This is a genomic window from Kitasatospora sp. NPDC048298 (assembly GCF_043201465.1).
Lineage (GTDB): Bacteria > Actinomycetota > Actinomycetes > Streptomycetales > Streptomycetaceae > Kitasatospora.
The window spans coordinates 17933-42242 of record NZ_JBICYZ010000038.1 but is presented as its reverse complement, the minus strand read 5'-3'; the positions used below and the strand labels follow the sequence as shown (position 1 = coordinate 42242).

Here is a 24310-nt window from a genome sequence, read left to right as displayed (position 1 = left end):
GTCAGTACCTCGAACGGCTTCCGATTCGAAAAAATGTGGCGCAGGCCACAGTGCCAGGTGGGGGCGACGAAGGGCCGCCCCGCAGGACGGCCCTTCGCATACCACCCGTTCGAATTAGCCGCGCTGCGAGCGGTTGACGGCGCTGATCATGGCCTTCAGCGAGGCCAGCACGGTGTTGCCGTCGATGCCCACGCCCCACATCACCCTGCCGTCCACCGCGCACTCCACGTACGCGGCGGCCTGGGCGTCGCCGCCCTCGCTCAGCGCGTGCTCGGCGTAGTCCAGGACGCGCACGTCCACGCCGATCCGGGCCAGCGCGTCGGCGAAGGCCGAGACCGGGCCGTTGCCGGTCCCGGTCAGGGTCACCGGGGCGCCGTCCACCAGGGCCTCGGCGGTCAGCGCGTCCCGGCCGTCCTCGGTGGTCAGGGTGCGCGAGCCGGACAGCGAGATCCGGCCCCACGGGTTGTCGGTGGTCGGCAGGTACTCGTCCTCGAAGACCCGCCAGATCTCGGCCGGGCTGACCTCGCCGCCCTCGGCGTCGGTCTTGGCCTGGATGATCCGGGAGAACTCGATCTGCATCCGGCGCGGCAGGTCCAGCTTGTGGTCGTTCTTCAGCACGTACGCCACGCCGCCCTTGCCGGACTGGCTGTTGACCCGGATGACCGCCTCGTAGGTGCGGCCGACGTCCTTCGGGTCGATCGGCAGGTACGGCACGCCCCAGGTGTGCTCCTCCACCGGCACGCCCGCGGCCGCGGCGTCCGCCTCCAGGACATCGAAGCCCTTCTTGATGGCGTCCTGGTGCGAGCCGGAGAAGGAGGTGTACACCAGGTCGCCGGCGTACGGGTGGCGCGGGTGCACCTCCATCTGGTTGCAGTACTCGGCGGTGCGGCGCACCTCGTCGATGTCGGAGAAGTCGATCTGCGGGTCGATGCCCTGCGAGAACAGGTTCATCCCCAGAGTCACCAGGTCGACGTTGCCGGTCCGCTCGCCCTGCCCGAACAGGCAGCCCTCGATGCGGTCGGCGCCCGCCATGTAGGACAGCTCGGCGGAGGCGACGGCGGTGCCGCGGTCGTTGTGCGGGTGCACCGACAGGCAGACGTGCTCGCGGCGCGACAGGTGGCGCGACATCCACTCGAACTGGTCGGCCTGGACGTTCGGGGTGGCCCGCTCGACGGTGGCGGGCAGGTTCAGGATGATCTCGCGGCCCTCGCCCGGCTGCCAGACGTCCATGACCGCCTCGCAGACCTCCAGCGCGAAGTCCAGCTCGGTGTCGACGAAGATCTCCGGCGAGTACTGGTAGCCGAAGACGGTGTCGTCGCCCAGCAGCTTCTCCGCGTACTCCATCACCAGTCGGGTGCCGTCGGTGGCGATCGCCTTGGTGGCCGCCCTGTCGTTGCGGAACACCACCCGGCGGAACAGCGGCGCGGTCGCGTTGTACAGGTGGACGGTCGCGCGCGGGGCGCCGACCAGCGACTCCACGGTCTTCTCGATCAGTTCCTCGCGGGCCTGCGTCAGCACCGAGATGGTGACGTCCTCGGGGATCGCCCCCTCCTCGATCAGCGACCGTACGAAGGCGTGGTCGGTGGCACCGGAGGAGGGGAAGCCGACCTCGATCTCCTTGTAGCCCATCTTCACCAGCAGGTCGAACATCATCCGCTTGCGGGCCGGCGACATCGGGTCGATCAGCGCCTGGTTGCCGTCCCGCAGGTCGGTGGACAGCCAGCGCGGCGCCTTGGTGATCACCGTGTTCGGCCAGGTGCGGTCCGGCAGGTCGACGGTGCCGAACGGCAGGTAGCGCCCGTGCCGCATGCCCGAGGGCCGCTGGCGCACCGAGGCGGCGGTGATCGGGGTGGGGCGGTCGACGAAGGGACGGCCGGCGGGAACGGACGCGGCGGAGTTCTGCTCGGTCATGGAGGTGACTCGGCTTCCTGTGATGCGTGATGCGGGCGGGTCGGGGTGGTCGACACGTGGTCGGTACCGACTGGCCGGCCTCGGCTGTCGCTCGCGATACACCGTTGGATCGCCGATTGCGCGCAGCTCGTTCCCCGCGGCGAGGGTGCCGGCCCGGTGGACTACAGGCCCTCGACGCGGCAGCTAAGAAGAAGCAGCCCGTTGCGCATGATGGCCCCAGCGTAACCCAGCGCCGCGCGCCCCCGAAGTGATCCGGGCTTCCGTTCCACTCCTTGAGACACGGCTGATCACGCCCGAGGTGGTGACAACCGGTCATGAAGGCCCCACCCTGGGTCACATGACTGCAGCAGTACCGATCTGCACGATCGTCCCGCCGTACGTCCTGGACCACCTCGCCGAGGCCGGTCACGAGCCCGCCGTCCACTCCCTGGCCCTCGACGCGGCGCACCGCGCGGCCCGCCTCGACCCGCCCCCGTCCGTCGCCGTCTCCGTCCCCGGCCTGGACCGGGTGGTGTACGACGCCGGCCACGGCCAGCGGCTGCCCGGGCGCAGCGTGCGCACCGAGGGCCGGGCCGCGTCCTCCGACAGCTCCGTCAACCACGCCTACGACGGCCTCGGCGCCACCTTCGCGCTCTACGCCGACGTCTTCGGCCGGCACTCGATCGACGACCGGAACCTGCGGCTGGACGCCACCGTCCACTACGGCCGCAACTACGACAACGCCTTCTGGAACGGCAACCAGATGGTGTTCGGCGACGGCGACAACGTGGTGTTCGGCGACTTCACCGCCTGCATCGACGTCATCGGCCACGAACTCACCCACGGCGTCACCCAGTTCACCGCCGGGCTGGAGTACCAGGACCAGCCCGGCGCGCTCAACGAGTCGGTCTCCGACGTCTTCGGCTCGCTGGTCAAGCAGTACGCGCTGCACCAGGACGCCGCCGACGCGGACTGGCTGATCGGCGCCGGGCTGCTCGCCCCGGGCGTCCAGGGCGTGGCGCTGCGCTCGATGAAGGCGCCCGGCACCGCCTACGACGACCCGCGGCTCGGCAAGGACCCGCAGCCCGCGCACATGCGGGACTACGTGCACACCTCCCAGGACTACGGCGGGGTGCACGTCAACTCCGGCATCCCCAACCACGCGTTCTACCTGCTGGCCACCGCGCTCGGCGGCTCGGCCTGGGAGCGCGCGGGGCGGATCTGGTACGACGCCCTGACCGGGCGCACGCTGCCCGCCGACGCCGACTTCACCGCCTTCGCCCGGGCCACCGTGGCCGTCGCCAAGGCCCGCTACCCGGACGACCGGTCGGTCGTGGACACCGTCACGGCCTCCTGGGCGCAGGTCGGGATCAGCCCGGGGTGAGCGCCGGCCGGGGCCACCGGAGCGCGTCCGGAGGACGGTTGAGACCGGGTTGAGGCGGGCTTAAGGTCACGGTCCGGGAAAAGCCCGGCAAACCCCCTCCCCGGGTAGCACCATGGACACCATGCGCATCCAGGTGACCCGGACCGGCGGTTTCGCCGGGATCGTCCGCCAGGCGGAGATCGACACCGCCGACCGCACGGACGCCCCGCACGTGCACGCACTCGCCCGCGAGGCCGTCGCGGGCGGGCTGCGCGCGCCCTCGTACGGGGTGCCGGACGGTTTCCACTACGAGATCACCGTCGACGGCCGGTCGGTGTACTGCGCCGACCCGAAGCTCACCGACTCCCAGCGCGAGCTGGTCTCCCTGGTGCTGCGCGAGGGCGCGTAGCACCGGGGGCCGGGCCCCCGGAGTCGGCGAGGGCCCGCCCGGACGCATTCGCGTCCGAACGGGCCCCGGGCCTTCCGGCGGCTCGAACTCCCCTGTCGGGAGCGCCGGTTCAGAATCCCAGCTTGCGCAGCTGCTTGGGGTCGCGCTGCCAGTCCTTGGCGACCTTGACGTGCAGGTCCAGGTAGACCGGCGTGCCGAGCAGCGCCTCGATGTGCTTGCGGGCGGTGGTGCCGACGTGCTTGAGCCGCGAGCCCTTGGCGCCGATCACGATGGCCTTCTGGCTCTGCCGCTCGATGTAGACGTTGGCGTGGATGTCCAGCAGCGGGCGGTCCGCCGGGCGGCCCTCGCGCGGGAGCATCTCCTCGACCACCACGGCCAGCGAGTGCGGCAGCTCGTCGCGCACGCCCTCCAGCGCGGCCTCGCGGATCAGCTCGGCGACCATGATCTGCTCGGGCTCGTCGGTGAGGTCGCCGTCCGGGTAGAGCTGGTCGCCCTCCGGCAGCAGCTTGGTGAGCAGGTCGGCGACCAGCTCCACCTGCTTGTCGCCCACCGCCGAGACCGGGATGATCTCGGCCCACTCGAAGCCCAGCTCGACGCCGAGCTGCTGGATGGCGATCAGCTGCTCGGCCAGGCGCTTGGAGTCGACCAGGTCGGTCTTGGTGACGATGGCGACCTTCGGGGTCTTCTTGATCCCGGCGATCTCCTTGGCGATGAACTTGTCGCCGGGGCCGATCTTCTGGTCGGCGGGCAGGCAGAAGCCGATCACGTCGACCTCGGCCCAGGTGGTGCGGACCAGGTCGTTGAGGCGTTCGCCGAGCAGGGTGCGCGGCTTGTGCAGACCGGGGGTGTCGACCAGCACGAGCTGGGCGTCGGGGCGGTGCACGATGCCGCGAACGGTGTGCCGGGTGGTCTGCGGGCGGTCGGAGGTGATCGCGACCTTCGTCCCCACCAGGGCGTTGGTCAGGGTCGACTTGCCCGCGTTGGGCCGGCCGACGAAGCACGCGAACCCGGAGCGGTACGAGGAGGAAGGGGCATTCATGGGCTCCATTCTCCCTGATCACCGGAGCCCCGCGGTCCGGGCCCGCCCCCGGGGGCGTCCGGGGGCGCTTTCAGCCCTTCTTGGCGCTCTTGTTGCCGCCCTTGCCGCCCTTGCCGTCGGTGGGGACCAGCGAGACCACCACCAGCACCAGCAGGAAACCGAGCGAGCCGAACAGCCAGAGGTCCGAGCCGGTCTCCTGCCACTTGCCGAGCCCCATCACGAACAGCAGCAGCCCGGCGAAGAACGCCACCGCCCCCATGCCCCAGTCCCCTCACCGAGTCCACTCCCCCGGTGAGATTATCTGCCAGGTCTGGGCCGAGACCATGCCCTTCGGCGGGCCGCCGAAGGCCCGCACCACGGACCCCCGACAGCCCGGAAGAGACCCGGCACGGGCCCGCGCGCAGGCCCCGCGCACAGGCCCGTACGGTCCCTCAGCGGGCCTCGGCGGCCACCCGCAGCGCCCCGTCCGGCCCGGCCAGCAGCACCGGCGTCCCGGCCCCGCCCAGGTCCCGCACGGCCGCCAGGTCCGCCTCAGCCGGCTGCTCCGCCTCGCTCACCACGGCCGCCGCCTCCAGCGACCTGGCGCCGCTGGCCACCGCCATCGCCACCGCCGTCTGGAGGGCGCTCAGCCGCAGCGACTCCAGCGCGACCGTCCCGGCCACGTAGGTGCGCCCGGTCTCGTCACGCACCGCGGCCCCCTCGGCGACGCCGTTGCGGGCGCGGGCTGAGCGGGCCAGGGTGATGATCTTCTTGTCTTCGGGGTCGAGTTCGACGATGTCACTCATGCCGCCGAGCATAGGCACCCGGCGCCGGTCAGTGGCCGACCGGGTGGGTCCGCCCCGGGTTCGGATGGAGGACCTTGACGAAGGTCTTCGCCGCACCGGACGGCAGGTCCTCCTCGTGCTCGGTGCGCTTGCGCCAGTACGGGTTGTCGTGCGGCAGGTGGCTGCTCACCCGGCCGTACATCCCGAAGGTCGTCAGGACGATCCCGAAGATGAACGCGAACAGCACGTTCGACAACCGGAAGTTGAGGATGTTCGCTTCCGGCCGCTCCAGCACCGTCAGACCGTAGAAGCCGGACAGGACGAACAGCACGCCCACCGCCATGTTGAGGTTGGACGCGAAGTTCCCGCCGATCACCGCCCCCACCAGCAGGACCGCGCCCGCCACGATGGACAGGATGCTCAGCGCCCCGTTGGTCGACAGCCCGGCGATCCGGTCGCCGTGGGTGGCCAGGAAGCCGGGATGGTCGGCCAGCCCCAGGCTCCCGAACACGATCAGGAAGATCCCCCCGCCCCCCGCCCCGATCCGCCACACCATGGCGAGCCGGCGGTCGACGGGCTTCAGCGTGTCTTGCAGCTTCATGGCGACCTCCAGAGCTCGGCCATGGTCTAGCTGTAGGGATGGAGCTTCTCCATGTGCGGCGTCTCGTGCATGTAGAGCGAGCCGCACTGCTGGCAGCAGCGCAGCCCGGTGCCCCACTCCTCCTCGGGCCGCGTCTCGGCGTCGTCCGGCATGGTCCGGCCGCAGAGCGCCACCGACAGGTCCTCGTCCCGCACCACGTGCCAGGACTTGACTCCGCCGGCCGCCCCCTGCGGGCCGTACTCCGCGCGAAGTTTGTGCGTCATGCCCTCCATGGTCGCTCGGCGCCCGCCCGGCCGCTACTCGCCCGAGGGCTCCTCGGGGTCCTCGGTGTGGCGGACGGGGGCGGCGACCATGGAGCCGATCCGGTTGCGGCGGCCCGCCGAGGACTCGGCGGTCAGCAGGATGCCGGTCAGGCCGCCGTCGACCGGCTCGGGCAGCGGGATCTCGCAGGAGGAGCCGGGGATCGGCACCCGGCCCAGGTGCTTGGCCAGCAGGCCGCCGACGGTCTCGACGTCCTCGTCCTCCAGCTCGATGCCGAACAGCTCGCCCAGGTCCTCGACCAGCAGCCGGGCGGTGATCCGGTACGAGCCGTCGCCGAGGTCCTCCACCGGGGCGATCTCCCGGTCGTACTCGTCGGTGATCTCGCCGACGATCTCCTCCAGGATGTCCTCGATGGTGACCAGCCCGGCCGTGCCGCCGTACTCGTCGATCACGATCGCCACGTGCGAGCGGCGCTGCTGCATCTCGCGCAGCAGGTCGCCGGCCGCCTTGGAGTCCGGGACGAAGACGGCCGGGCGCATCACCGCGCCGACCTCCTCGGACTCCGCCTCCCGGTTGATGTGGGTGCGCCGCACCAGGTCCTTGAGGTAGACGATGCCGACCACGTCGTCCTCGTTGTCACCGACCACCGGGATGCGCGAAAAGCCCGAGCGCAGCGCCAGGGTGAGCGCCTGCCGGACGGTCTTGTGCCGCTCGATCATCACCAGGTCGGTGCGCGGCACCATCACCTCGCGCACGATGGTGTCGCCCAGCTCGAAGACCGAGTGCACCATCCGGCGCTCCTCGTCCTCGATCAGGTCGTCCTTCTCGGCGAGGTCCACCAGGGCCCGCAGCTCCGCCTCGGAGGCGAACGGACCCTCCCGGTAGCCCTTGCCGGGGGTCAGCGCGTTGCCGAGCAGGATCAGCAGCCGCGGGATCGGCCCCAGCACCGCGGCCAGCGGCAGCAGCACGAAGGAGGCCGCGGTCGCGGTGGTGACCGGGTGCTGGCGCCCGATCGTGCGCGGCGAGACCCCCACCGCGACGAACGACACCAGCACCATCACGCCGAACGCCAGCAGCACGGCCTGCCAGGTGGGCGTCACGTTGCGCACGCACACCACGGTGACCAGCACCGCCGCCGCCATCTCGCTGGCCACCCGGATCAGGGTGGCCAGGTTGAGGTAGCGGATCGGGTCGGAGGCGACGGTCAGCAGCCGCGCGGAACCGCGCCGGCCGCTGCGCACCGCCTCCTCCGCCCGGAACCGGGAGACCCGGGAGATGCCCGCCTCGGCGCACGCGGCCAGCCAGCCGAGCACGACGAGCAGCACGGCACCGAGGATGAAGCTCGTACTCTCACCACTCACAGGGGTTCGGGCTCCGCGCTCAGTGGGTGGTGGGAGCCGGGGAGATGCCGCCGAGGCCGCGGCCCGCCCGCCAGTCGTCCAGGATGCGCTTCTGGAGGGCGAACATCTCCTCCTCTTCCTCCGGCTCCTCGTGGTCGTAACCGAGGACGTGCAGCACGCCGTGCACGGTGAGCAGCTGCAGCTCCTCGTCCATCGAGTGCTTGGAGGGAGCCGCCTTGCCCTGCTGCTCGGCGACCTCGGGGCAGAGCACGATGTCACCGAGCAGGCCCTGCGGCAGCTCCTCGCCCTCCTTGCCGGGACGCAGCTCGTCCATCGGGAAGGACATCACGTCGGTGGGCCCTGGCAGGTCCATCCACTGGATGTGCAGCTCCTCCATCGCCGCTCCATCCACCAGGATCACGGACAGTTCGGACTGCGGGTGGATCCGCATCTTGTCCAGTGCGAAGCGGGCGACGTCGAGGATGGCTTCCTCGTCGGCCTCCCAACCGGACTCGTTGGCGATGTCGATCGACATGACGGGCTCTGTGCTCAGCTTTCGGTGCGATGGGACTGTCGGGGTGCGCGGGGTGCGCGGGGTGCGGTGGCCTTGCCGGGTCGCCGCTGGGCGGGCTTGCGGGCCGCCGGGGCGGCGTCCTCGGCCTCCTGGCGGGCGTCCCAGCGCTCGTAGGCGTCCACGATCCGGCCGACCAGCTTGTGGCGGACCACGTCGGTGCTGGTGAGGACGGAGAAGTGGATGTCGGGCACGTCGGCCAGGATCTCCTGGACGACCTTCAGCCCGCTGCGGGTGCCGCCCGGGAGGTCGATCTGGCTGGTGTCGCCGGTGACCACCACCCGGGAGTTGAACCCGAGGCGGGTGAGGAACATCTTCATCTGCTCGGGCGAGGTGTTCTGGGCCTCGTCGAGGATGATGAAGGCGTCGTTGAGGGTGCGGCCGCGCATGTACGCGAGCGGCGCGACCTCGATGGTGCCGGCCGCCATCAGGCGCGGGATGGAGTCCGGGTCCATCATGTCGTGCAGCGCGTCGTACAGCGGGCGCAGGTACGGGTCGATCTTCTCGTAGAGGGTGCCGGGCAGGAAGCCCAGCCGCTCCCCCGCCTCGACCGCCGGGCGGGTCAGGATGATCCGGTTGACCTCCTTGGCCTGGAGGGCCTGGACGGCCTTGGCCATCGCCAGGTAGGTCTTGCCGGTACCGGCCGGGCCGAGGCCGAAGACGATCGTGTGCCTGTCGATCGCCTCGACGTAGCGCTGCTGGTTGAGGGTCTTCGGGCGGATCGTGCGGCCCCGGTTGGACAGGATGTTCGCGGTGAACACCTGGGAGGGCGCCGGGCTGTCCGGGTCCTGCTCCTGGCTGCGGAGCATGGCGATGGAGCGCTCCACGGAGTCCTCCGTCAGGGGCTGGCCGGTGCGCAGCACCAGCATCATCTCGTTGAAGAGCCGCTGTACGAGGGCGACCTCGGCCCGCACCCCGGTGGCCGTCACCTCGTTGCCGCGGACATGGATGTCGGCGGCGGGGAAGCCCCGCTCGATCACGCGCAGCAGCGAGTCCGCGGTGCCGAGCAGGGTGACCATCGGGTGCTTCTCGGGGATGACGATCCGGGCGCTGACGCGGCCGTCGTCGGCCGGTTCGGGGCGCGACTGTCCGTTCGTACGGGTCTGCGATGTGTCACTCATAGGTCGGCGCTGGGGCCTGCCTCATCCCATCCGTGGTGTCGGGTGCCGCTCGGTGTCTCCGGGGCACCAGGGTACGCCGCGAGCGTGATCGTCGTGGCGGGCGGCGGGGCCGCACCCGATGATGCTGCGGCAGATCGCAGGCCGATGCGAGCCCTTTTCCGGGGTTCGCGCGGTTCCGTCCCGTTCACGACGGGCGGCGGGCCGGAACGGGCACCCGGTCGAGGTCGGCGGCCAGTACCAGTTCCCCGTCGAAGTGCTTGCGGGCGTCGGCGAGGTGCTGGCCGAGGTCCGGGTAGCGCTGGGAGAAGTGGGTCAGCACCAGGGTGCGCACGCCGGCCTCGGCGGCGACCTTGGCGGCCTGCCCGGCGGTGAGGTGGCCGTGCTCATCGGCGAGGCGGGCGTCGGCGTCGGTGAAGGTCGCCTCGACGACCAGCAGGTCGGCGCCCTCGGCGAGGGTGTGCACGCCCTCGCACAGCCGGGTGTCCATCACGAAGGCGAACCGCTGGCCCGGCCGCGGCTCGCTGACCTCGGCCAGGGTGACGGTGCGGCCGTCCACCTCGATCGCGCCCTCGTGCTGGAGCCGGCCCACCGCCGGGCCGCGCACGCCGACCGCGGCGAGCCGCTCCGGCACCAGCCGGCGGCCGTCCGGCTCGGACAGCCGGTAGCCGTAGGACTCCACCGGGTGGTCCAGCCGGACGGCGTCCAGCGCGAAGCGGGCGCCGGGCGCGGGCAGCGGTCCGGGCTCGTCGATCGGCCGGGGCCGCAGCACGGCCGTCTCGTGGTAGGCGGTGGAGTGCCGCAGCCGCTCGAAGTAGACCTCGCCGGAGGCCGGGAAGTAGACGTCGACCGGGTGCGGGACCCGGTCGAGGTTGATCCGCTGGATCACCCCGGCGAGGCCCAGGCAGTGGTCCCCGTGGAAGTGGGTGACCGCGATCCTGGTGATCTGGGTGGCCGTGACCCCGGCGTGCAGCATCTGGCGCTGGGTGCCCTCGCCGGGGTCGAACAGCAGGCCCTCGCCGTCCCAACGCAGCAGGTAGCCGTTGTGGTTGCGGTGCCGGGTGGGCACCTGGCTGGCGGTGCCGAGGACGACGAGTTCGCGCTGGGACACGGTGGGTCAGACCATGCGCTCGGTCATCGACATCCCGCCGAGGACGTGGACGTGCGCGTGGAAGACGGTCTGTCCGGCGCCCGCACCGGTGTTGAAGATCAGCCGGTAGTCCTCGATGCCCTCGTCCCGGGCCACCGCGCCCGCCTCGGCGAGCAGTTCGCCGGCGATCTCCGGCTCGGCGGCGGCCAGCGCGGCCGCGTTCGGGTAGTGCACGTGCGGGATCACCAGCACGTGCACGGGCGCCTTGGGGGCGATGTCGCGGAAGGCGAGGGTGCGCTCGGTCTTGCGCACCACGGTCGCCGGGATCTCGCCCGCCGCGATCTTGCAGAACAGGCAGTCGGGCTGCGGCTCGCCGGCCATGGCGCTCTCCTCGGGATCGGTACGTCGGGTGTGGTGGGGCCGTACGGGCGCAGCCTAGCCGAGCCGGGCGACGGCCTGCTGGTACTCCTGGAGGTGCTTCCAGCGCACCGAGCGCACGCCGACCAGGTCGCCCTCGTCGCTGTCGTAGTCCTCGGTGAGGAGGTTGACGGCGAGGATGACGAAGCCGAGCAGCCAGCGCCTGGTGAGCCGCCAGGTATTCGGCCGCATCACGCCCTTGCGGCGCACCACCCGCATCGCCGTGATCCCCTTGCCCACGCTGAAGCCGGTCAGCCGGGCGAGCACCACCTGGTTGAGGAAGGACGCGCCGAGGCCGACCGCCAGCAGCGCCACGAAGTACGGCACCACCGGTCCGCCGCTCTGCACGGCGTGCCCGGCCACGTACTCGGTCCTCGGGCGGCTCGCGGCGTTGGCGGCGACGAAGCCGAGGCCGATCGCGAACAGCCAGTCCAGCACGATCGCCAGGAACCGCCGGCCGCCGCCCGCCTCCTTGGGGCAGGGCGGCAGGGCCCGGCCCTGCGGCTGCGCGTAGGCCGGCGGCTGCGCGTAGGCCTGCGGCGGGTACGGCTGCTGGTAGGGCTGCGGCTGGTGAGGCTGCGGGTAGGGCTGTTGGTACGGCTGCTGGTAGGGCTGCGGCTGCGGCTGCTGGTACGACGGCGCCGGCGGGTACGGCTGCGGCGGCTGCTGTGCGTATGGATTCCGGTCGTACTGCGGCGGCGGGTAGCCCTGCGCCATGTGTTCCCCCGTGAACTGTGGATCAAGAAGCAGCCCCGCATCCTACCCACGCCCCCGCACACCGGAGTGGGGGGGGGGGGCGGGCGCCCGGCCCCCCCCCCCGGCCCCCCGCAACCCCCCCCCCCCCCCCCCCCCCCCCCCCCCCCCGGGGTGGGCGCCGCCGCCCCGCCCCCCCCCCCACTCCGGCTTCCCGCTACAAAGCCCCGCGACAACGCCCCGCTACGCCCAGGGCAGCGGCGGCGCCGTACGGGCCGGGGTCTCGGCGAGCCCCGCCAGCGCGAGCCGGACGCCCTCGGCCAGCTGGGGGTCCTCCCCGGCCGCCCAGTGGTGCGGGGCGAACGGCACCTCGACGTCCGGGTCGACGCCGTGGTTCTCCAGGCCCCAGCCGTAGTTCTCCATCCAGAGCGCGTACTTGGGCTGGGTGACCAGGGTGCCGTCGACCAGCCGGTAGCGGCTGTCGATGCCGATCACCCCGCCCCAGGTGCGGGTGCCGACCACCGGGCCGATCCCGAGCGCCTGGACGGCGGCGTTGACCACGTCGCCGTCCGAGCCGGTGAACTCGTCGGCGAGCGCGACCACCGGGCCGCGCGGGGCGTCCGCCGGGTAGGGCACCGGGTGGTCGGTGTCCCGGATGACGTCCCAGCCGATGATCCGGCGGGCCAGCTTCTCGATCACCAGCTGCGAGGTGTGGCCGCCCCGGTTCCCCCGGACGTCGACGACCAGGCCCTCCCTGGCCATCTCGCTGCGCAGGTCGCGGTGCAGTTGGGCCCAGCCGGCCGTCTGCATGTCGGGGATGTGCAGGTAGCCCAGCCGCCCGCCGGACAGCTCGCGCACCGCGGCCCGCCGCCCGGCCACCCAGTCGTGGTAGCGCAGCGCCTCCTCGTCGGCGAGCGGGACGACCACCGGGTGGCGCCGGTCGGTGCCGTCCTTCCCGGCCACGGTCAGCTCGACCGGCTGCCCGGCGGTGCCGGCCAGCAGCGGCGCCGGCCCGGTGACCGGGTCCACCGGGCGGCCGTTGACGGCGAGCACCGCGTCGCCCGGGCGGATCGCGGCGCCGGGCGCGGCCAGCGGCGAGCGGGCCCTGGGGTCGGAGGACTCCCCGGGCAGGATCCGGGCGATCCGCCACTGCTCGCCGTCCCGGACCAGGTCGGCGCCGAGCAGGCCCTGGCGCCGGGCGGGCTCGGTGTACCGGCCGTACGGCATCACGTAGGCGTGCGAGGTGCCGAGTTCGCCGTGCACCTCCCAGAGCAGGTCGACCAGTTCGTCGTGCGAGCCGATCCGCTCGACCAGCGGCCGGTAGCGCTCCAGCACCCCGGCCCAGTCGACGCCGGAGAGGTCGGGGCGCCAGAAGTTGTCCCGCATCAGCCGGCCGTTCTCGGCGTACATCTGCCGCCACTCGGCGGCCGGGTCGACGGTCACCCGCAGCCGGGCGAGGTCGACGGCGGTCTCCTCGTCGTCGCCGCCCTTGTGGTCGGCCGGGACGACCCGCAGTTCGCCCTCGTCCAGCACGGCCACCCGGGTGCCGTCCGCGCTGACCGCGAAGTCGTCCACGCCGTGCACCAGCTGCTCGACCCGGCGCTTCCTCAGGTCGAAGCGCTCCAGCACCGGGCGCGGCCGGTCGGCGTCCAACGAGGCCGCCTCGTCGCCGAGTTCGCCCATCAGCGGGGCCCTGGTCCAGAGCACGCCGTCCTTGGCGGCGGCCAGCTCCTCGAAGCGGCCGCCCTCGACCGGGAAGGGGACGATCCGGTCGGCGATGCCGTCCAGGTCCACCCTGGTCACCGGCGCGGCACCGGCCGCCGCCGCCTCGCCGTCCGCCTTCCCGGCCTTCGGCTCGTCCTCCTCCCCGCCGAGCGGGCGCCCGGCCCGCCGCGGACCGAACGGGGAGGGGGTGTCGGCGGCCAGCGTGACGAGGTAGGGGCGGCAGCCGTTCGGGAACGACAGGTCGAAGACGTGGGCGTCGTAGACCGGGTCGAAGTTGCGCACCGACAGGAAGGCCAGGTAGCGGCCGTCCGCGGTGAAGGAGGGCGAGGTGTCCACGAAGCGCGGCTGGGTGACCTCGCCGACGGTCCGGGTGGCCAGGTCGGCCAGCACGATCTGGCGCAGCGAGTGCGGTCCCATCCCGCGCACCGGGCGCGACCAGGCCAGCCAGGCCGAGTCCGGGCTGAAGGCGGGCCCGCCGGGCTCGCCGTCGGCGCTGCGGTCCAGCTCGTGCACGGCGCCGTCGGCCAGCGAGACCAGCAGCACCCGGCCGTCGTGCACGCCGAGCGCGGCCCGCTTGCCGTCCGGGGAGACCGTCAGCGAGTTGACCCGGCCGAGCCGCCCCGCGGCCAGCCGGCGGCGCTCGGCGCCGTGCAGGTCGGGGGCGAACTCCAGGGCGTCCCCGCCCTCGGCGTCGGTCACCCACAGCACGCCCTGGGCGCCGTCCTCGCCGGGCACCACCCGGGCCAGGCGCCCGCGCACGCCGGGGGTCTCGTCCAGCACCCGGGCCGGGCCCTCGCGGTGGGTCAGCCAGTGCACGCTGCCGCGCACCACCACGGCGCTGCCCCGGCCGGTGCGGTCGGGGGCGACGGAGTCCAGCCAGTGCGCGGCGGGCACCGGGCGGGGGCGGCGCCCGGCCCGCGGACCGGCGAGGCGGACGTCCAGCCGGCGCGGCTCGGCGCCCGCCAGGTCGTCCAGCAGCCAGAGGTCGCCGGCCCGGTGGAAGACCACCCGGGTGCCGTCGGTGGTGGCGCCCCGGGCGTAGAAGCCGTCCGGGTCGGTGGTGTGGCGGCGCAGGTCGGTGCCGTCCGGGCGGCTGGACCACAGCTCGCCGACGCCCTCGTGGTCGGACAGGAAGGCGATCCTGCCGTCCCGCCCGTCCTGCCCGGCCACCCACAGCGGCGAGTCCAGCTGCCCGTCCAGCTCCGCGTGGACGCGGGCGAACTCGTCCCGGCCGAGCCACAGCTTGCCGGCCCGCCCGCCCCGGTACCGCTTCCACCAGGCCGGGTCGCGGCCGTTGACGCTGTTCAGCAGCACCCGGTCACCGCCCGGCTCGAAGGCGAGGGCGCCGACCGGCCCGTACGGCAGCCGCTGCGGCTCGCCGCCGTCCAGCGGCACGGCGTGCGCCCAGGTGCGGCGGAAGCTCGACTCGCCGGCGGCGGTGACGGCGATCGGGCGGCCGTCGGCCGTCCATCCCAGCACCCGGGTCTGGTGACTGCCCCAGTGGGTGAGCCGGCGCGACGGGCCGCCGTCCACGGGCACCACGTGCACCTCGGGGGCGCCGTCCCGGGTGGTGGTGAAGGCGAGGTGACGCCCGTCCGGGGAGAACCGCGGGTGGTGGACCGGCAGGTGGTCCGCCGTCAGCCGCCAGGCCCGGCCGCCGTCCAGCGGGGCGAGCCAGAGGTCGTCCTCGGCGACGAAGGCGACCAGGTCGCCGTGCAGGTGGGGATGGCGCAGGTAGGCGCCCGCCGAGCTGTTCGGGGAGGTGCTCAGGGAGTCCGTCACCCGGCCAGCCTAGGCAGCCGCGCGTACGGTCGGCGCCGTTTTCCGCAGACTCCCGGCGCCGCCCGCGGACGGCCGTCACACGGCCGCGACCAGGACGCCGGGGCGCGCTACGACCAGCGGCCGGTACGCCCCAGCAGCAGTGCGCCGGCGGCGACCCCGGCGGTGGAGGTGCGCAGCACCGAGGGGCCCAGCCGGTACGGCTTGGCGCCGGCCTCGGCGAAGGCGGCCAGCTCCTCCGGGGAGACCCCGCCCTCCGGGCCGACCACCAGCACGATGTCCCCGGCCTCCGGCAGGCCGGCGTGCGCCAGCGGCTCGGCGCCCTCCTCGTGCAGCACGGCGGCGAACGCGGCCCCCAGCAGCACCGGCGCCAGCTGCCGGGTGGTCATCACGTCCCGGACCACGGGGAAGCGCAGCCGGCGGGACTGCTTGCCGGCCTCCCGGGCGGTGGCCCGCCACTTGGCGAGCGCCTTGGCGCCGCGCTCGCCCTTCCACTGGGTGATGCAGCGCGAGGCGGACCACGGGATCACCACGTCCACGCCGACCTCGGTCATCGTCTCCACGGCCAGCTCGCCGCGGTCGCCCTTGGGCAGCGCCTGGACGACCACGATCCGCGGCGCGGGCTCCGGCTCCCGGCGCACGGCGGCGACCGTCACGTCGATCCCGTCCTTGCCGAGCACCGCGGCGACCGTGCCGTCCACGCCGAGCCCCAGCCCGTCGGCCAGGGTCACCGCCTCGCCCGGCTCCAGCCGCTTGACCGCGGCCGCGTGCCGCCCCTCCGGGCCGTCCAGGCGCACCACGGCCCCGGGCGCGGCGGCGGCGATCCGCTCGGTCTCGACGAAGAAGACGGGCGCGGTCATGACGGAAAACCTCCAGAAGTGGGGACGGACACACGGAAGGGGTGCCGGGGGCCCTGGCCCCCGACACCCCTCCACGGACGACTACCGGCCGTTGAAGGCGTCCTTCAGCCGGGAGAAGAGGCCCTGCTGGCCCGGTGCGAACTGGCCGGACGGGCGCTCCTCGCCGCGCAGCACCGCGAGGCGGCGCAGCAGCTCCTCCTGCTCGGCGTCGAGCTTGCTGGGCGTCTTCACCTCGACGTGCACTATCAGGTCGCCCCGGCCGCCGCCGCGCAGGTGGGTGATGCCCCGGCCGTGCAGCGGGATCGACTGGCCGGACTGGGTGCCGGGCCGGATGTCGACCTCCTCCAGGCCGTCCAGGGTCTGCAGCGGCACCTGGGTGCCGAGCGCGGCCGCCGTCATCGGGATGGTGACGGTGCAGTGCAGGTCGTCCCCGCGCCGCTGGAAGATGTTGTGGGTGGTCTCGGCGATCTCGACGTACAGGTCGCCGGCCGGGCCGCCGCCGGGGCCGACCTCGCCCTCGCCGGCCAGCTGGATCCGGGTGCCGTTGTCGACACCGGCCGGGATCTTGACGGTCAGGGTGCGGCGGGCCCGCACGCGGCCGTCGCCGGCGCACTCCGGGCACGGGGTCGGCACGACGGTGCCGAAGCCCTGGCACTGCGGGCAGGGGCGGGAGGTCATGACCTGGCCCAGGAAGGACCGGGTGACCTGGGAGACCTCGCCCTTGCCGCGGCACATGTCACAGGTCTGCGCCGAGGTGCCGGGGGCCGCGCCCTCGCCACTGCAGGTGGTGCAGGTGACGGCGGTGTCGACCTGGAGCTCCTTGGTGGTGCCGAAGGCGGCCTCCTCCAGGGTGATCTCCAGCCGGATCATGGCGTCCTGGCCGCGGCGGGTGCGCGAGCGCGGGCCGCGCTGGCCGGCCGCGGCGCCGAAGAAGGCGTCCATGATGTCGGAGAAACCGAATCCCGCCGCGCCGGCCCCGAAGCCGCCCGCACCGCCGCCGCCCGGGGACAGCGGGTCCCCGCCGAGGTCGTAGACCTGACGCTTCTGCGGGTCGGAGAGCACCTCGTAGGCGGCGTTGATCTCCTTGAACCGCTCCTGCGTCTTCGGGTCCGGGTTGACGTCCGGGTGCAGTTCGCGTGCCAGGCGCCGGAACGCCTTCTTGATCTCGTCCTGCCCCGCATCCCGTCGGACGCCGAGTACCGCGTAGTAGTCCGTGGCCACCAAATGCTCCGCTTGTTCCGCCTGTAGTAGTGCTGCGACTGGACGCCGCCGTCGGAGGCCCGACGGCGGCCCTTGCTAGGACTCGGCCAGGATCTGGCCCACGTACCGCGCCACCGCTCGCACCGCCCCCATTGTGCCCGGGTAGTCCATCCGGGTCGGACCGATCACACCCAGTTTCGCCACGCTCTCGTCGCCCGAACCGTAGCCGACCGAAACGACCGAGGTGGAATTCAGCCCCTCGTAGGCGATCTCCCGCCCGATCCGGACCGTCATCCCGGCGTCCGCGGTCTCACCCAGGAGACGGAGCAGGACGACCTGCTCCTCCAGGGCCTCCAGCACCGGCTGGATGGTGAGCGGGAAGTCGTGCCCGAAGCGGGTCAGGTTGGCCGTACCGGCCAGCATGATCCGCTCCTCGTTCTGCTCGGCGAGCGTCTCGAACAGCGTCGCCAGGACCGTGCTGACGGTCGGCCGGTCGGCCTGCTCGAACTGCGCCGGCAGCTCCTCCAGCAGCTCCGGGACCTCCGGGAGGCGCCGGGCGACGGCTCTCGCGTTGATCCGGGCCCGAAGGTCCGCCAGCACCGTCTCGCCGACCGGGCCCGGGCAGTCGACCATCCGCTGCTCGACCCGGCCGGTGTTGGTGATCAGCACCAGCATCACCTTGGCCGGGGCCAGCGCCACCAGCTCGATGTGCCGGACGGTGGAACGCGTCAGCGACGGGTACTGCACCACCGCGACCTGCCGGGTGAGCTGGGCGAGCAGCCGCACGGTGCGGGCGACCACGTCGTCCAGGTCCACCGCGCCGTCCAGGAAGTGCCGGATGGCCCGGCGCTCGGGGGCGGTCATCGGCTTGATCTCGGCGAGCTTGTCGACGAAGAGGCGGTACCCCTTGTCGGTGGGGATGCGGCCGGCGCTGGTGTGCGGCTGGTGGATGTAGCCGTCCTCCTCCAGCGCCGCCATGTCGTTGCGGACGGTCGCCGGGGAGACCCCGAGGTTGTGCCGCTCCACCAGGGCCTTGGAGCCGACCGGCTCCTCGGTGCCCACGTAGTCCTGCACGATCGCGCGGAGCACCGCGAGCTTGCGTTCGTCCAGCTGGCGGACCTCACCGGCCATGGGGCACGCACCTCCGTCCTCGCACGTCGTCCGACCGTGTCCCTCGCTGCGGGCCGTTCCAGGGGCCCTCGGCCTTGGCACTCTGAACGTACGAGTGCCAGAACCGTACCTGCCAGTGTACGGCCCGGGTCCTGTGGCAGGAACGGCCCGACCGGGGTGATCCTCCCCGCAGTTCCGGACACGGCCCGCGGGGCCCCGCCGGTTCGATCCTCCCGGCGCCGGAGTGGTGCCGGGAAGCCGTCCGGGTGGCAGCATCGAAAGCGACGGCGAACGGAGGAGCAAGCGATGTCGAGCTCGGGCCAGCACACCCGTTTCGCGCCCGACCGCGGCCTGACCGGCCGCATGGTCGCGACGATGTTCGTGATCGGGCTGCTGTACGTCGGTTTCACCGGCCTGCTGATCGCGCTGCTGCGCGGCGCCTGGCCACTGATCGTCCTGATCTCCGGCGGGCTGTTCGTGGCCCAGTTCTGGTTCAGCGACAAGATCACCGAGCGGGCGATGGGCGCCCGCCAGGTGTCCCCGGAGCAGTTCCCCCAGCTGCACGGCACCGTCGACCGGCTCTGCGCCCTCGCCGACATGCCCAAACCCCGGGTGGCGGTCGCCGACAACGACATGCCGAACGCCTTCGCCACCGGCCGCAACCCGCAGAACGCGGTGGTCTGCGTGACCACCGGGCTGCTGCGCCGGCTGGAGCCGGAGGAACTGGAGGGCGTCCTCGCCCACGAGCTGTCGCACGTCGCCCACCGGGACGTCGCGGTGATGACGATCGCCGGCTTCCTCGGCGTCCTCGCCGGGGCGATGACCCGGATCGCCGTCTACGGCGGGTTCATGGGCGGCGGGCGCAACAACAACGACCAGAACGCGGCCATCCTGGCGCTGATCATCCCGCTGGTGTCGATCGTCGTCTACGCGATCAGCTTCCTGCTCACCCGGCTGCTGTCCCGCTACCGCGAACTGGCCGCGGACCGGGCCGCCGCCCAGCTCACCGGCCGGCCCAGCGCCCTGGCCTCGGCGCTCACCAAGGTGACCGGGCAGATCGCGGCCATCCCCACCAAGGACCTGCGCCAGGCGCAGCCGTACAACGCCTTCTACTTCGCCCCCGCGCTGAGCGCCCGGGAGACCGCCTCGCAGCTGTTCTCCACCCACCCGACGCTGGAGAAGCGGCTGGAGCAGCTCGCGAGGATCTCCGGGCAGCTCGGGCACTGAGCCCGACCCGCCCCGCCCCGACCCGCCCCAGCCGATTCCGTCCCGACCCGTCCCAGTCCGTTCCGTCCCGAAAGGACCGCCGTGGGATTCCTGGACACCCTGTTCGGCCGCACCAAGCCCGTCAAGCCCGACCTCGACCAGCTGTTCGGCGTGCCGTCCGCCGCGCTCACCCTGGAGGCCGGGGCCGGGTTCACCCCCACCGGGCTCGGCTCGGTCTGCTTCGCCGCCGTCGAGGGCGCGGCCTTCGTCCAGGTCGAGCAGCAGGTCAGAGCGCTGCTGGACGCCGACACCGAGCACGGCGGCGTCCCGGTGGAGGCCTCCAAGGACGGCTACGGCTACTCCTGGCTGCTCGCCCGGCACCGGCCCGAGGAGCTGCCGGAGCTGGTGAACGACCTGCACGCGGTCAACAGCGAGCTGGAGGCGAACGGCTTCGGGCCGCAGCTGCTCTGCTCGCTGGTGGCCTTCCGCAACCCCGAGGGGCAGTCGCTGGCCCTGGTCTACCTGTACAAGCGGGGGACGTTCTACCCCTTCGCCCCGATGCCCGGCGGCGGGGAGCGGCGCAACAGCCCGCTGGAGCTGCAGGTCAACGCGATGCTGGGGAACGACCTGCGGCTGGAGAAGGATCTCAGCCGCTGGTTCCCGGTCTGGGGCGCGCCGGGCCTGTGACGGTCCGTCCGTAGACTCGCGACCATGCGCAGCCGCCAGTACGGACCCGACCTGACCCCGCCGTGGAAGAAGCAACAACCCGCCCCGGAGGTGCCCGCCGAGCGGGACCTGGTGGTCGAGGAGGCGGCGAGCGGCTTCTGCGGGGCGGTGGTGCGCTGCGAGAAGACCGCCGAGGGGTTCACCGTCACCCTGGAGGACCGGTTCGGCAAGCACCGGGTGTTCCCGCTGGTGCCGCGCGGCTTCCTGCTGGAGGGCCGGGTCGTCACCCTGGTCCGCCCGGCCGGCCCGGCGGCGCCCCGCACCCCGGCCCGTACCGCCTCCGGCTCGATCGCCGTCCCGAACGCCCGCGCCCGGGTCGCCCGCGAGTCCCGGATCTACGTCGAGGGCCGGCACGACGCCGAGCTGGTCGAGCGGGTCTGGGGCGACGACCTGCGGATCGAGGGCGTGGTCGTCGAGTACCTGCGCGGCATCGACGACCTGCCCGCGATCGTCGCCGACTTCGCCCCCGGCCCGGAACGGCGCCTCGGCGTCCTGGTCGACCACCTGCTCCCCGGCACCAAGGAGCACCGCATCGCCGCCCAGGTCACCGGCGCCTCGGTGCTGGTCGTCGGCCACCCCTACATCGACATCTGGCAGGCCGTGAAGCCCGCCAGCGTCGGCATCCCCGCCTGGCCCGCCGTCCCGAGGGGCGAGGACTGGAAGGAGGGCACCTGCCGCCGCCTCGGCTGGCCGGTGGACACCCCGGCGGCCTGGAAGCACATCCTGTCGAAGGTGAACAGCTACAAGGACCTGGAGCCCGAACTCCTGGGCCGGGTCGAGGAGTTGATCGACTTCACAGCCCTGCCGGGCCAGGAGTAGTCACGCGAACACGATAGACCTCGGTCAGTCCACCAGGTCACGTACCACCGCGTCGGCCAGGAGGCGGCCCCGGAGGGTGAGGGCGGCGCGGCCCCGCTCGTAGGGGCCGGGGGCGAGGAGGCCGTCGGCGAGGTGGCGGGCGGCCCACTCGCGGCCGGTGGCGGTGAGGAGGTCGAGGGGGACGCCCTCGACGAGGCGCAGCTCGAGCAGGACGCGCTCGACGCGGCGGTCCTCGTCGGCCAGCAGCTCGCGGGCCTGGGCGGGGGTGCGCTGCTCGGCGAGGGCCCGGGCGTAGGCGGCGGGGTGCTTGGCGTTCCACCAGCGGACGCCGCCGACGTGGCTGTGGGCGCCGGGGCCGGCGCCCCACCAGTCGGCGCCGGTCCAGTAGAGCTCGTTGTGGCGGCAGCGGCCCCCGGGGGTGGTGGCCCAGTTGGAGACCTCGTACCAGGAGTAGCCGGCGGCGCTCAGCGCCTCCTCGGCGATCAGGTAGCGGTCGGCGTGCACGTCGTCGTCGATCATCGGCAGTTCGCCGCGCTTGACCCGGGCGGCGAGCCGGGTGCCCTCCTCGACGATCAGCGAGTACGCGGAGACGTGGTCGGGCCCGGCGCCGATGGCGGCGTCCAGGGAGGCCCGCCAGTCGTCGTCGGACTCGCCCGGGGTGCCGTAGATCAGGTCGAGGTTGACGTGCTCGAAGCCGGCCGCGCGGGCCTCGGCCACGCACGCCTCGGGGCGGCCCGGGGTGTGGTGGCGGTCGAGCAGCTTCAGCACGTGCGGGCGGGCGCTCTGCATGCCGAAGGAGAGCCGGTTGTAGCCGCCCTCGCGCAGTTCGGCCAGGTACGCCGGGTCCACCGACTCCGGGTTGGCCTCGGTGGTGATCTCGGCGTCCTCGGCGAGGCCGAACTCGTCGCGGATCGCGGCGAGCATCTTCACCAGGTCGCGGGCGGGCAGCAGGGTCGGGGTGCCGCCGCCGAGGAAGACCGTCCGCACCGGGAGGTCCGTGTCCCCCAGCACCTTCCGGGCCAGGCGGATCTCGGCGACCACGTTGTCCGCGTAGGTGTCCTGCGAGGCGACCGCCCCGGAGGAGCGCAGCTCGGTGGCGGTGTACGTGTTGAAGTCGCAGTAGCCGCAGCGGCTGGCGCAGTACGGCACGTGCAGGTAGAAGCCGAACGGGCGCGAGCCCAGCCCGTCGAGGGCGTGCGCGGGCAGGGAACCGTCGGACGGCACCGGTTCGCCGTCGGGGAGTGCGGAGGGCATGAGCCCATTGTCCCGTACGACCCGACCGAACCGGCGGGCCGTACGGGAGCGGGGGTGCTCAGGCCTCGTTGGCGCCCGCGTACATCGCGGTCACCGCGTCCGCGTAGGTCCGCTCGACCACCGGGCGCTTGATCTTCAGGCTCGGGGTGAGCTCGCCGTGCTCGATGTCGAGGTCGCGCGGCAGCAGGTGGAACTTCTTGATCGTCTGCCAGCGCTGGAGGTCGCCGTTGACCCGCTTGACGAAGCCCTCGATCAGCTGGTGCACGGCCGGCTCGGCGGCCAGCTCGGCGTAGGACCTGCCGGCCAGGCCGTGCTCGGCGGCCCACGGCAGCAGGACCGCCTCGTCCAGGCCGATCAGCGCGGTGCAGTAGTTGCGGCCGTTGCCGATCACCAGGATGTTGCTGACGAACGGGCAGACGGCCTTGAACTTGCCCTCGACCTCGCTGGGCGCCACGTACTTGCCGCCGGAGGTCTTGAACAGGTCCTTCTTGCGGTCGGTGATCCGCAGGAAGCCGTCCGGGGTGAGCTCGCCGATGTCCTCGGTGTGGAACCAGCCGTCCGGCTCCAGCACCTCGGCGGTCTTCTCCGGCAGGTTGTGGTAGCCGCGCATGACGCCCGGGCCGCGCAGCAGGATCTCGCCGTCCTCGGCGATCCGCACCTCGGTGCCGGGCAGCGGGCGGCCCACCGTGCCGATCCGCACGTCCTCCGCGCGGTTGACGCAGGAGCCGGCGCTGGTCTCGCTCAGGCCGTAGCCCTCCAGGATCGGCACCCCGGCGCCGAGGAAGAAGTAGCCGATCTCCGGGGCGAGCGCGGCGCTGCCGGAGACCGCGCCGCGCAGCCGGCCGCCGAAGGCCGCCCGGATCTTCGCGTACACCAGCTTGTCGGCCAGCGCGTGCTGCACCCGCAGGCCCAGCGGGGCGGAGTCGGTCCCGGTGGCGACCCGGTTCTCCTGCACCACCCGGGCGTGCTCGCGGGCGACCTTGGCCGCCCACATGAAGATCTTGTACTTGGCGCCGCCCTCGGCCCGGGCCTTGCCCGCGATGCCGTTGTAGACCTTCTCGAAGATGCGCGGCGCCGAGGCCATGATGGTCGGCCGGATCGCCGGCAGGTTGTGGATGATCCGGTCCACCCGGCCGTCCACCGCCATCACGTGCCCGGTGGCGATCTGCCCGGAGATCAACGTCTTGCCGAACACGTGCGACAGCGGCAGCCACATGAACTGGACGTCGTCGGGGCCCAGCAGCCCGCTGGCCTCCTGCGCCCGGCCCTCGTACGCCCAGCAGTCGTGCACCAGGCGCACGCCCTTGGGGCGGCCGGTGGTGCCGGAGGTGTAGATCAGGGTGGCCAGCTGCTCCTTGTCGAGCCCTTCGACGGCCTTCTCCACCGCGCCCGGGTGCTCGGCCAGGTACCGGGTGCCGCGCTCCTCCAGCTCGGCGAGGGTGATCAGGTCGAGGCCGGCGGTCTCGGGGGCCTCGGCGGGCGCGTCGAAGAGGATCACGGTGCGCAGCTCGGGCAGCCGGTCGATCTGCCCGACGGCCTTGGCCAGCTGGGCCGCGTTCTCGGCGAACATCGCCCGGGAGCCGGAGTCGGAGAGGATGAACGCGGTCTCGTCCGCGTTGGTGCTCGGGTAGACGGTGGTGATCGCGGCGCCCGCGCACATGGCGCCCAGATCGGCGACGATCCACTCGAGCCTCGTCGAGGAGGCCAGCGCCACCCGGTCCTCGGGCCGGATGCCGAGCGCCATCAGGCCGGCGGCCACCGCCTTCACCCGGGTCGCCGTCTGGGCCCAGGTGAGCGAGCGCCACTGCTCGGCGCCGGGCGCGCCGTCGGCGGCCTGCTCGTCCACGGGCGAGGGGTAGCGGTAGGCCTCGGCGTTCGGGGTCAGGGCGACCCGCTCAAGGAACAGGTGGGCGACGGAGGCGGGACGCCCGGCGACGAGGTCGGGCCTGCCGGAGCCGATCAGGGACTGCGCGGAACTCAACGAGGACCTCCGGTGGCGGGTGGCCGTGTGAGGGATTGTCGCGGCGTCCATGGGGGGCGGTCGCCGGGCCCCCAATTCACCTGAGCGGTACCGG

23 protein-coding genes are annotated in these 24310 nt (G+C 72.9%); 5 read left to right on the top strand and 18 right to left on the bottom strand.

Annotated elements, in window-relative coordinates; all coding sequences use genetic code 11:
• Nucleotides 1-114: 114 nt before the first annotated feature.
• Complete coding sequence (gene leuA / locus ACGF0D_RS26060; protein ID WP_392869839.1) at nt 115-1911, bottom strand: 2-isopropylmalate synthase; 1797 nt, start codon at nt 1909-1911, stop codon at nt 115-117.
• Between the two features lie 337 nt (nt 1912-2248).
• On the opposite strand from leuA, the gene ACGF0D_RS26055 reads away from it, so the two are divergent.
• Together ACGF0D_RS26055 and ACGF0D_RS26050 are read left to right on the top strand one after the other, a co-directional pair.
• Nucleotides 2249-3274, top strand: a complete 1026-nt coding sequence (locus ACGF0D_RS26055; protein ID WP_392920176.1) for a M4 family metallopeptidase — start codon at nt 2249-2251, stop codon at nt 3272-3274.
• Nucleotides 3275-3395: 121 nt separating this feature from the next.
• Nucleotides 3396-3662, top strand: a complete 267-nt coding sequence (locus tag ACGF0D_RS26050) for a protealysin inhibitor emfourin (protein ID WP_049651101.1) — start codon at nt 3396-3398, stop codon at nt 3660-3662.
• Between the two features lie 109 nt (nt 3663-3771).
• Here the strand turns inward: ACGF0D_RS26050 and era are convergent, their stop codons facing one another.
• The 15 genes from era to hrcA all read right to left on the bottom strand — a co-directional run bounded on the left by era (nt 3772) and on the right by hrcA (nt 18251).
• A complete protein-coding gene (era, locus tag ACGF0D_RS26045) occupies nt 3772-4701 on the bottom strand; it encodes a GTPase Era (RefSeq protein ID WP_270147040.1) in 930 nt (309 codons plus the stop codon).
• Nucleotides 4702-4771: 70 nt separating this feature from the next.
• The gene (locus ACGF0D_RS26040) at nt 4772-4960 is read right to left on the bottom strand and encodes a hypothetical protein (protein ID WP_392869845.1); all 189 of its coding nucleotides are present in this window, start codon (nt 4958-4960) and stop codon (nt 4772-4774) included.
• Between the two features lie 172 nt (nt 4961-5132).
• Nucleotides 5133-5486, bottom strand: a complete 354-nt coding sequence (locus ACGF0D_RS26035) for a cytidine deaminase (RefSeq protein ID WP_189917993.1) — start codon at nt 5484-5486, stop codon at nt 5133-5135.
• A gap of 28 nt (nt 5487-5514) precedes the next feature.
• On the bottom strand, nt 5515-6066 hold the full coding sequence (locus tag ACGF0D_RS26030) for a DUF4383 domain-containing protein (RefSeq protein ID WP_392869849.1): 552 nt from the start codon (nt 6064-6066) through the stop codon (nt 5515-5517).
• A 26-nt stretch (nt 6067-6092) separates the two neighbouring features.
• Nucleotides 6093-6329 (bottom strand): hypothetical protein, encoded by a 237-nt coding sequence (locus ACGF0D_RS26025; protein ID WP_392869851.1) that lies wholly within the window; start codon nt 6327-6329, stop codon nt 6093-6095.
• 33 nt (nt 6330-6362) lie between these two features.
• Nucleotides 6363-7688, bottom strand: a complete 1326-nt coding sequence (locus ACGF0D_RS26020; protein ID WP_392869853.1) for a hemolysin family protein — start codon at nt 7686-7688, stop codon at nt 6363-6365.
• A 19-nt stretch (nt 7689-7707) separates the two neighbouring features.
• On the bottom strand, nt 7708-8202 hold the full coding sequence (gene ybeY, locus ACGF0D_RS26015; protein WP_207816018.1) for an rRNA maturation RNase YbeY: 495 nt from the start codon (nt 8200-8202) through the stop codon (nt 7708-7710).
• Nucleotides 8203-8216: 14 nt separating this feature from the next.
• Nucleotides 8217-9257, bottom strand: a complete 1041-nt coding sequence (locus tag ACGF0D_RS26010; RefSeq protein WP_392870118.1) for a PhoH family protein — start codon at nt 9255-9257, stop codon at nt 8217-8219.
• A 286-nt stretch (nt 9258-9543) separates the two neighbouring features.
• Complete coding sequence (locus ACGF0D_RS26005; protein ID WP_392920171.1) at nt 9544-10467, bottom strand: ribonuclease Z; 924 nt, start codon at nt 10465-10467, stop codon at nt 9544-9546.
• 6 nt (nt 10468-10473) lie between these two features.
• The gene (locus ACGF0D_RS26000) at nt 10474-10827 is read right to left on the bottom strand and encodes a histidine triad nucleotide-binding protein (protein WP_392869857.1); all 354 of its coding nucleotides are present in this window, start codon (nt 10825-10827) and stop codon (nt 10474-10476) included.
• A 54-nt stretch (nt 10828-10881) separates the two neighbouring features.
• Nucleotides 10882-11580 carry an RDD family protein gene (locus ACGF0D_RS25995; protein WP_392920168.1) on the bottom strand — a complete coding sequence of 233 codons (699 nt, stop codon included), beginning with the start codon at nt 11578-11580 and terminating at the stop codon, nt 10882-10884.
• A 219-nt stretch (nt 11581-11799) separates the two neighbouring features.
• Nucleotides 11800-15063: a PDZ domain-containing protein gene (locus tag ACGF0D_RS25990; protein WP_392869860.1), complete on the bottom strand. Its 3264-nt coding sequence runs from the start codon at nt 15061-15063 to the stop codon at nt 11800-11802.
• Between the two features lie 107 nt (nt 15064-15170).
• Nucleotides 15171-15920, bottom strand: a complete 750-nt coding sequence (locus ACGF0D_RS25985; RefSeq protein ID WP_392869862.1) for a 16S rRNA (uracil(1498)-N(3))-methyltransferase — start codon at nt 15918-15920, stop codon at nt 15171-15173.
• Nucleotides 15921-16001: 81 nt separating this feature from the next.
• The gene (gene dnaJ, locus ACGF0D_RS25980) at nt 16002-17141 is read right to left on the bottom strand and encodes a molecular chaperone DnaJ (protein WP_387748296.1); all 1140 of its coding nucleotides are present in this window, start codon (nt 17139-17141) and stop codon (nt 16002-16004) included.
• A 75-nt stretch (nt 17142-17216) separates the two neighbouring features.
• Nucleotides 17217-18251 carry a heat-inducible transcriptional repressor HrcA gene (gene hrcA / locus ACGF0D_RS25975; protein WP_392869864.1) on the bottom strand — a complete coding sequence of 345 codons (1035 nt, stop codon included), beginning with the start codon at nt 18249-18251 and terminating at the stop codon, nt 17217-17219.
• Nucleotides 18252-18536: 285 nt separating this feature from the next.
• Here hrcA and htpX point away from each other — a divergent pair, with 285 nt between their 5' ends.
• From htpX to ACGF0D_RS25960, 3 genes are all read left to right on the top strand, one after another.
• Nucleotides 18537-19457, top strand: coding sequence for a zinc metalloprotease HtpX (htpX, locus tag ACGF0D_RS25970; protein ID WP_392869866.1), 921 nt, complete (start codon nt 18537-18539; stop codon nt 19455-19457).
• 81 nt (nt 19458-19538) lie between these two features.
• On the top strand, nt 19539-20123 hold the full coding sequence (locus ACGF0D_RS25965; RefSeq protein ID WP_392869868.1) for a hypothetical protein: 585 nt from the start codon (nt 19539-19541) through the stop codon (nt 20121-20123).
• A gap of 24 nt (nt 20124-20147) precedes the next feature.
• Nucleotides 20148-20981, top strand: a complete 834-nt coding sequence (locus tag ACGF0D_RS25960; RefSeq protein WP_392920165.1) for a DUF3097 domain-containing protein — start codon at nt 20148-20150, stop codon at nt 20979-20981.
• 24 nt (nt 20982-21005) lie between these two features.
• On the opposite strand, the gene hemW is transcribed toward ACGF0D_RS25960, so the two are convergent.
• Nucleotides 21006-22235 carry a radical SAM family heme chaperone HemW gene (gene hemW / locus ACGF0D_RS25955; protein ID WP_392920162.1) on the bottom strand — a complete coding sequence of 410 codons (1230 nt, stop codon included), beginning with the start codon at nt 22233-22235 and terminating at the stop codon, nt 21006-21008.
• 58 nt (nt 22236-22293) lie between these two features.
• Nucleotides 22294-24216 (bottom strand): AMP-dependent synthetase/ligase, encoded by a 1923-nt coding sequence (locus ACGF0D_RS25950; RefSeq protein WP_392869874.1) that lies wholly within the window; start codon nt 24214-24216, stop codon nt 22294-22296.
• Between the last annotated feature and the right edge of the window lie 94 nt (nt 24217-24310).

Excerpts from the sequence above, each read along its gene's own strand:
- ACGF0D_RS26055 (WP_392920176.1), top strand. The coding sequence starts at position 2,249 with ATGACTGCAGCAGTACCGATCTGCACGATCGTCCCGCCGTACGTCCTG.
- hrcA (WP_392869864.1), bottom strand. The coding sequence starts at position 18,251 with ATGGCCGGTGAGGTCCGCCAGCTGGACGAACGCAAGCTCGCGGTGCTC.
- htpX (WP_392869866.1), top strand. The coding sequence starts at position 18,537 with ATGTCGAGCTCGGGCCAGCACACCCGTTTCGCGCCCGACCGCGGCCTG.
- ACGF0D_RS26010 (WP_392870118.1), bottom strand. The coding sequence starts at position 9,257 with ATGGTCACCCTGCTCGGCACCGCGGACTCGCTGCTGCGCGTGATCGAG.
- ACGF0D_RS25960 (WP_392920165.1), top strand. The coding sequence starts at position 20,148 with ATGCGCAGCCGCCAGTACGGACCCGACCTGACCCCGCCGTGGAAGAAG.
- ACGF0D_RS26000 (WP_392869857.1), bottom strand. The coding sequence starts at position 10,827 with ATGGCCGGCGAGCCGCAGCCCGACTGCCTGTTCTGCAAGATCGCGGCG.
- leuA (WP_392869839.1), bottom strand. The coding sequence starts at position 1,911 with ATGACCGAGCAGAACTCCGCCGCGTCCGTTCCCGCCGGCCGTCCCTTC.
- ACGF0D_RS25995 (WP_392920168.1), bottom strand. The coding sequence starts at position 11,580 with ATGGCGCAGGGCTACCCGCCGCCGCAGTACGACCGGAATCCATACGCA.
- ACGF0D_RS26040 (WP_392869845.1), bottom strand. The coding sequence starts at position 4,960 with ATGGGGGCGGTGGCGTTCTTCGCCGGGCTGCTGCTGTTCGTGATGGGG.
- ACGF0D_RS26035 (WP_189917993.1), bottom strand. The coding sequence starts at position 5,486 with ATGAGTGACATCGTCGAACTCGACCCCGAAGACAAGAAGATCATCACC.
- ACGF0D_RS25985 (WP_392869862.1), bottom strand. The coding sequence starts at position 15,920 with ATGACCGCGCCCGTCTTCTTCGTCGAGACCGAGCGGATCGCCGCCGCC.
- era (WP_270147040.1), bottom strand. The coding sequence starts at position 4,701 with ATGAATGCCCCTTCCTCCTCGTACCGCTCCGGGTTCGCGTGCTTCGTC.
- ACGF0D_RS26050 (WP_049651101.1), top strand. The coding sequence starts at position 3,396 with ATGCGCATCCAGGTGACCCGGACCGGCGGTTTCGCCGGGATCGTCCGC.
- ACGF0D_RS26025 (WP_392869851.1), bottom strand. The coding sequence starts at position 6,329 with ATGACGCACAAACTTCGCGCGGAGTACGGCCCGCAGGGGGCGGCCGGC.
- ybeY (WP_207816018.1), bottom strand. The coding sequence starts at position 8,202 with ATGTCGATCGACATCGCCAACGAGTCCGGTTGGGAGGCCGACGAGGAA.
- hemW (WP_392920162.1), bottom strand. The coding sequence starts at position 22,235 with ATGCCCTCCGCACTCCCCGACGGCGAACCGGTGCCGTCCGACGGTTCC.
- ACGF0D_RS26030 (WP_392869849.1), bottom strand. The coding sequence starts at position 6,066 with ATGAAGCTGCAAGACACGCTGAAGCCCGTCGACCGCCGGCTCGCCATG.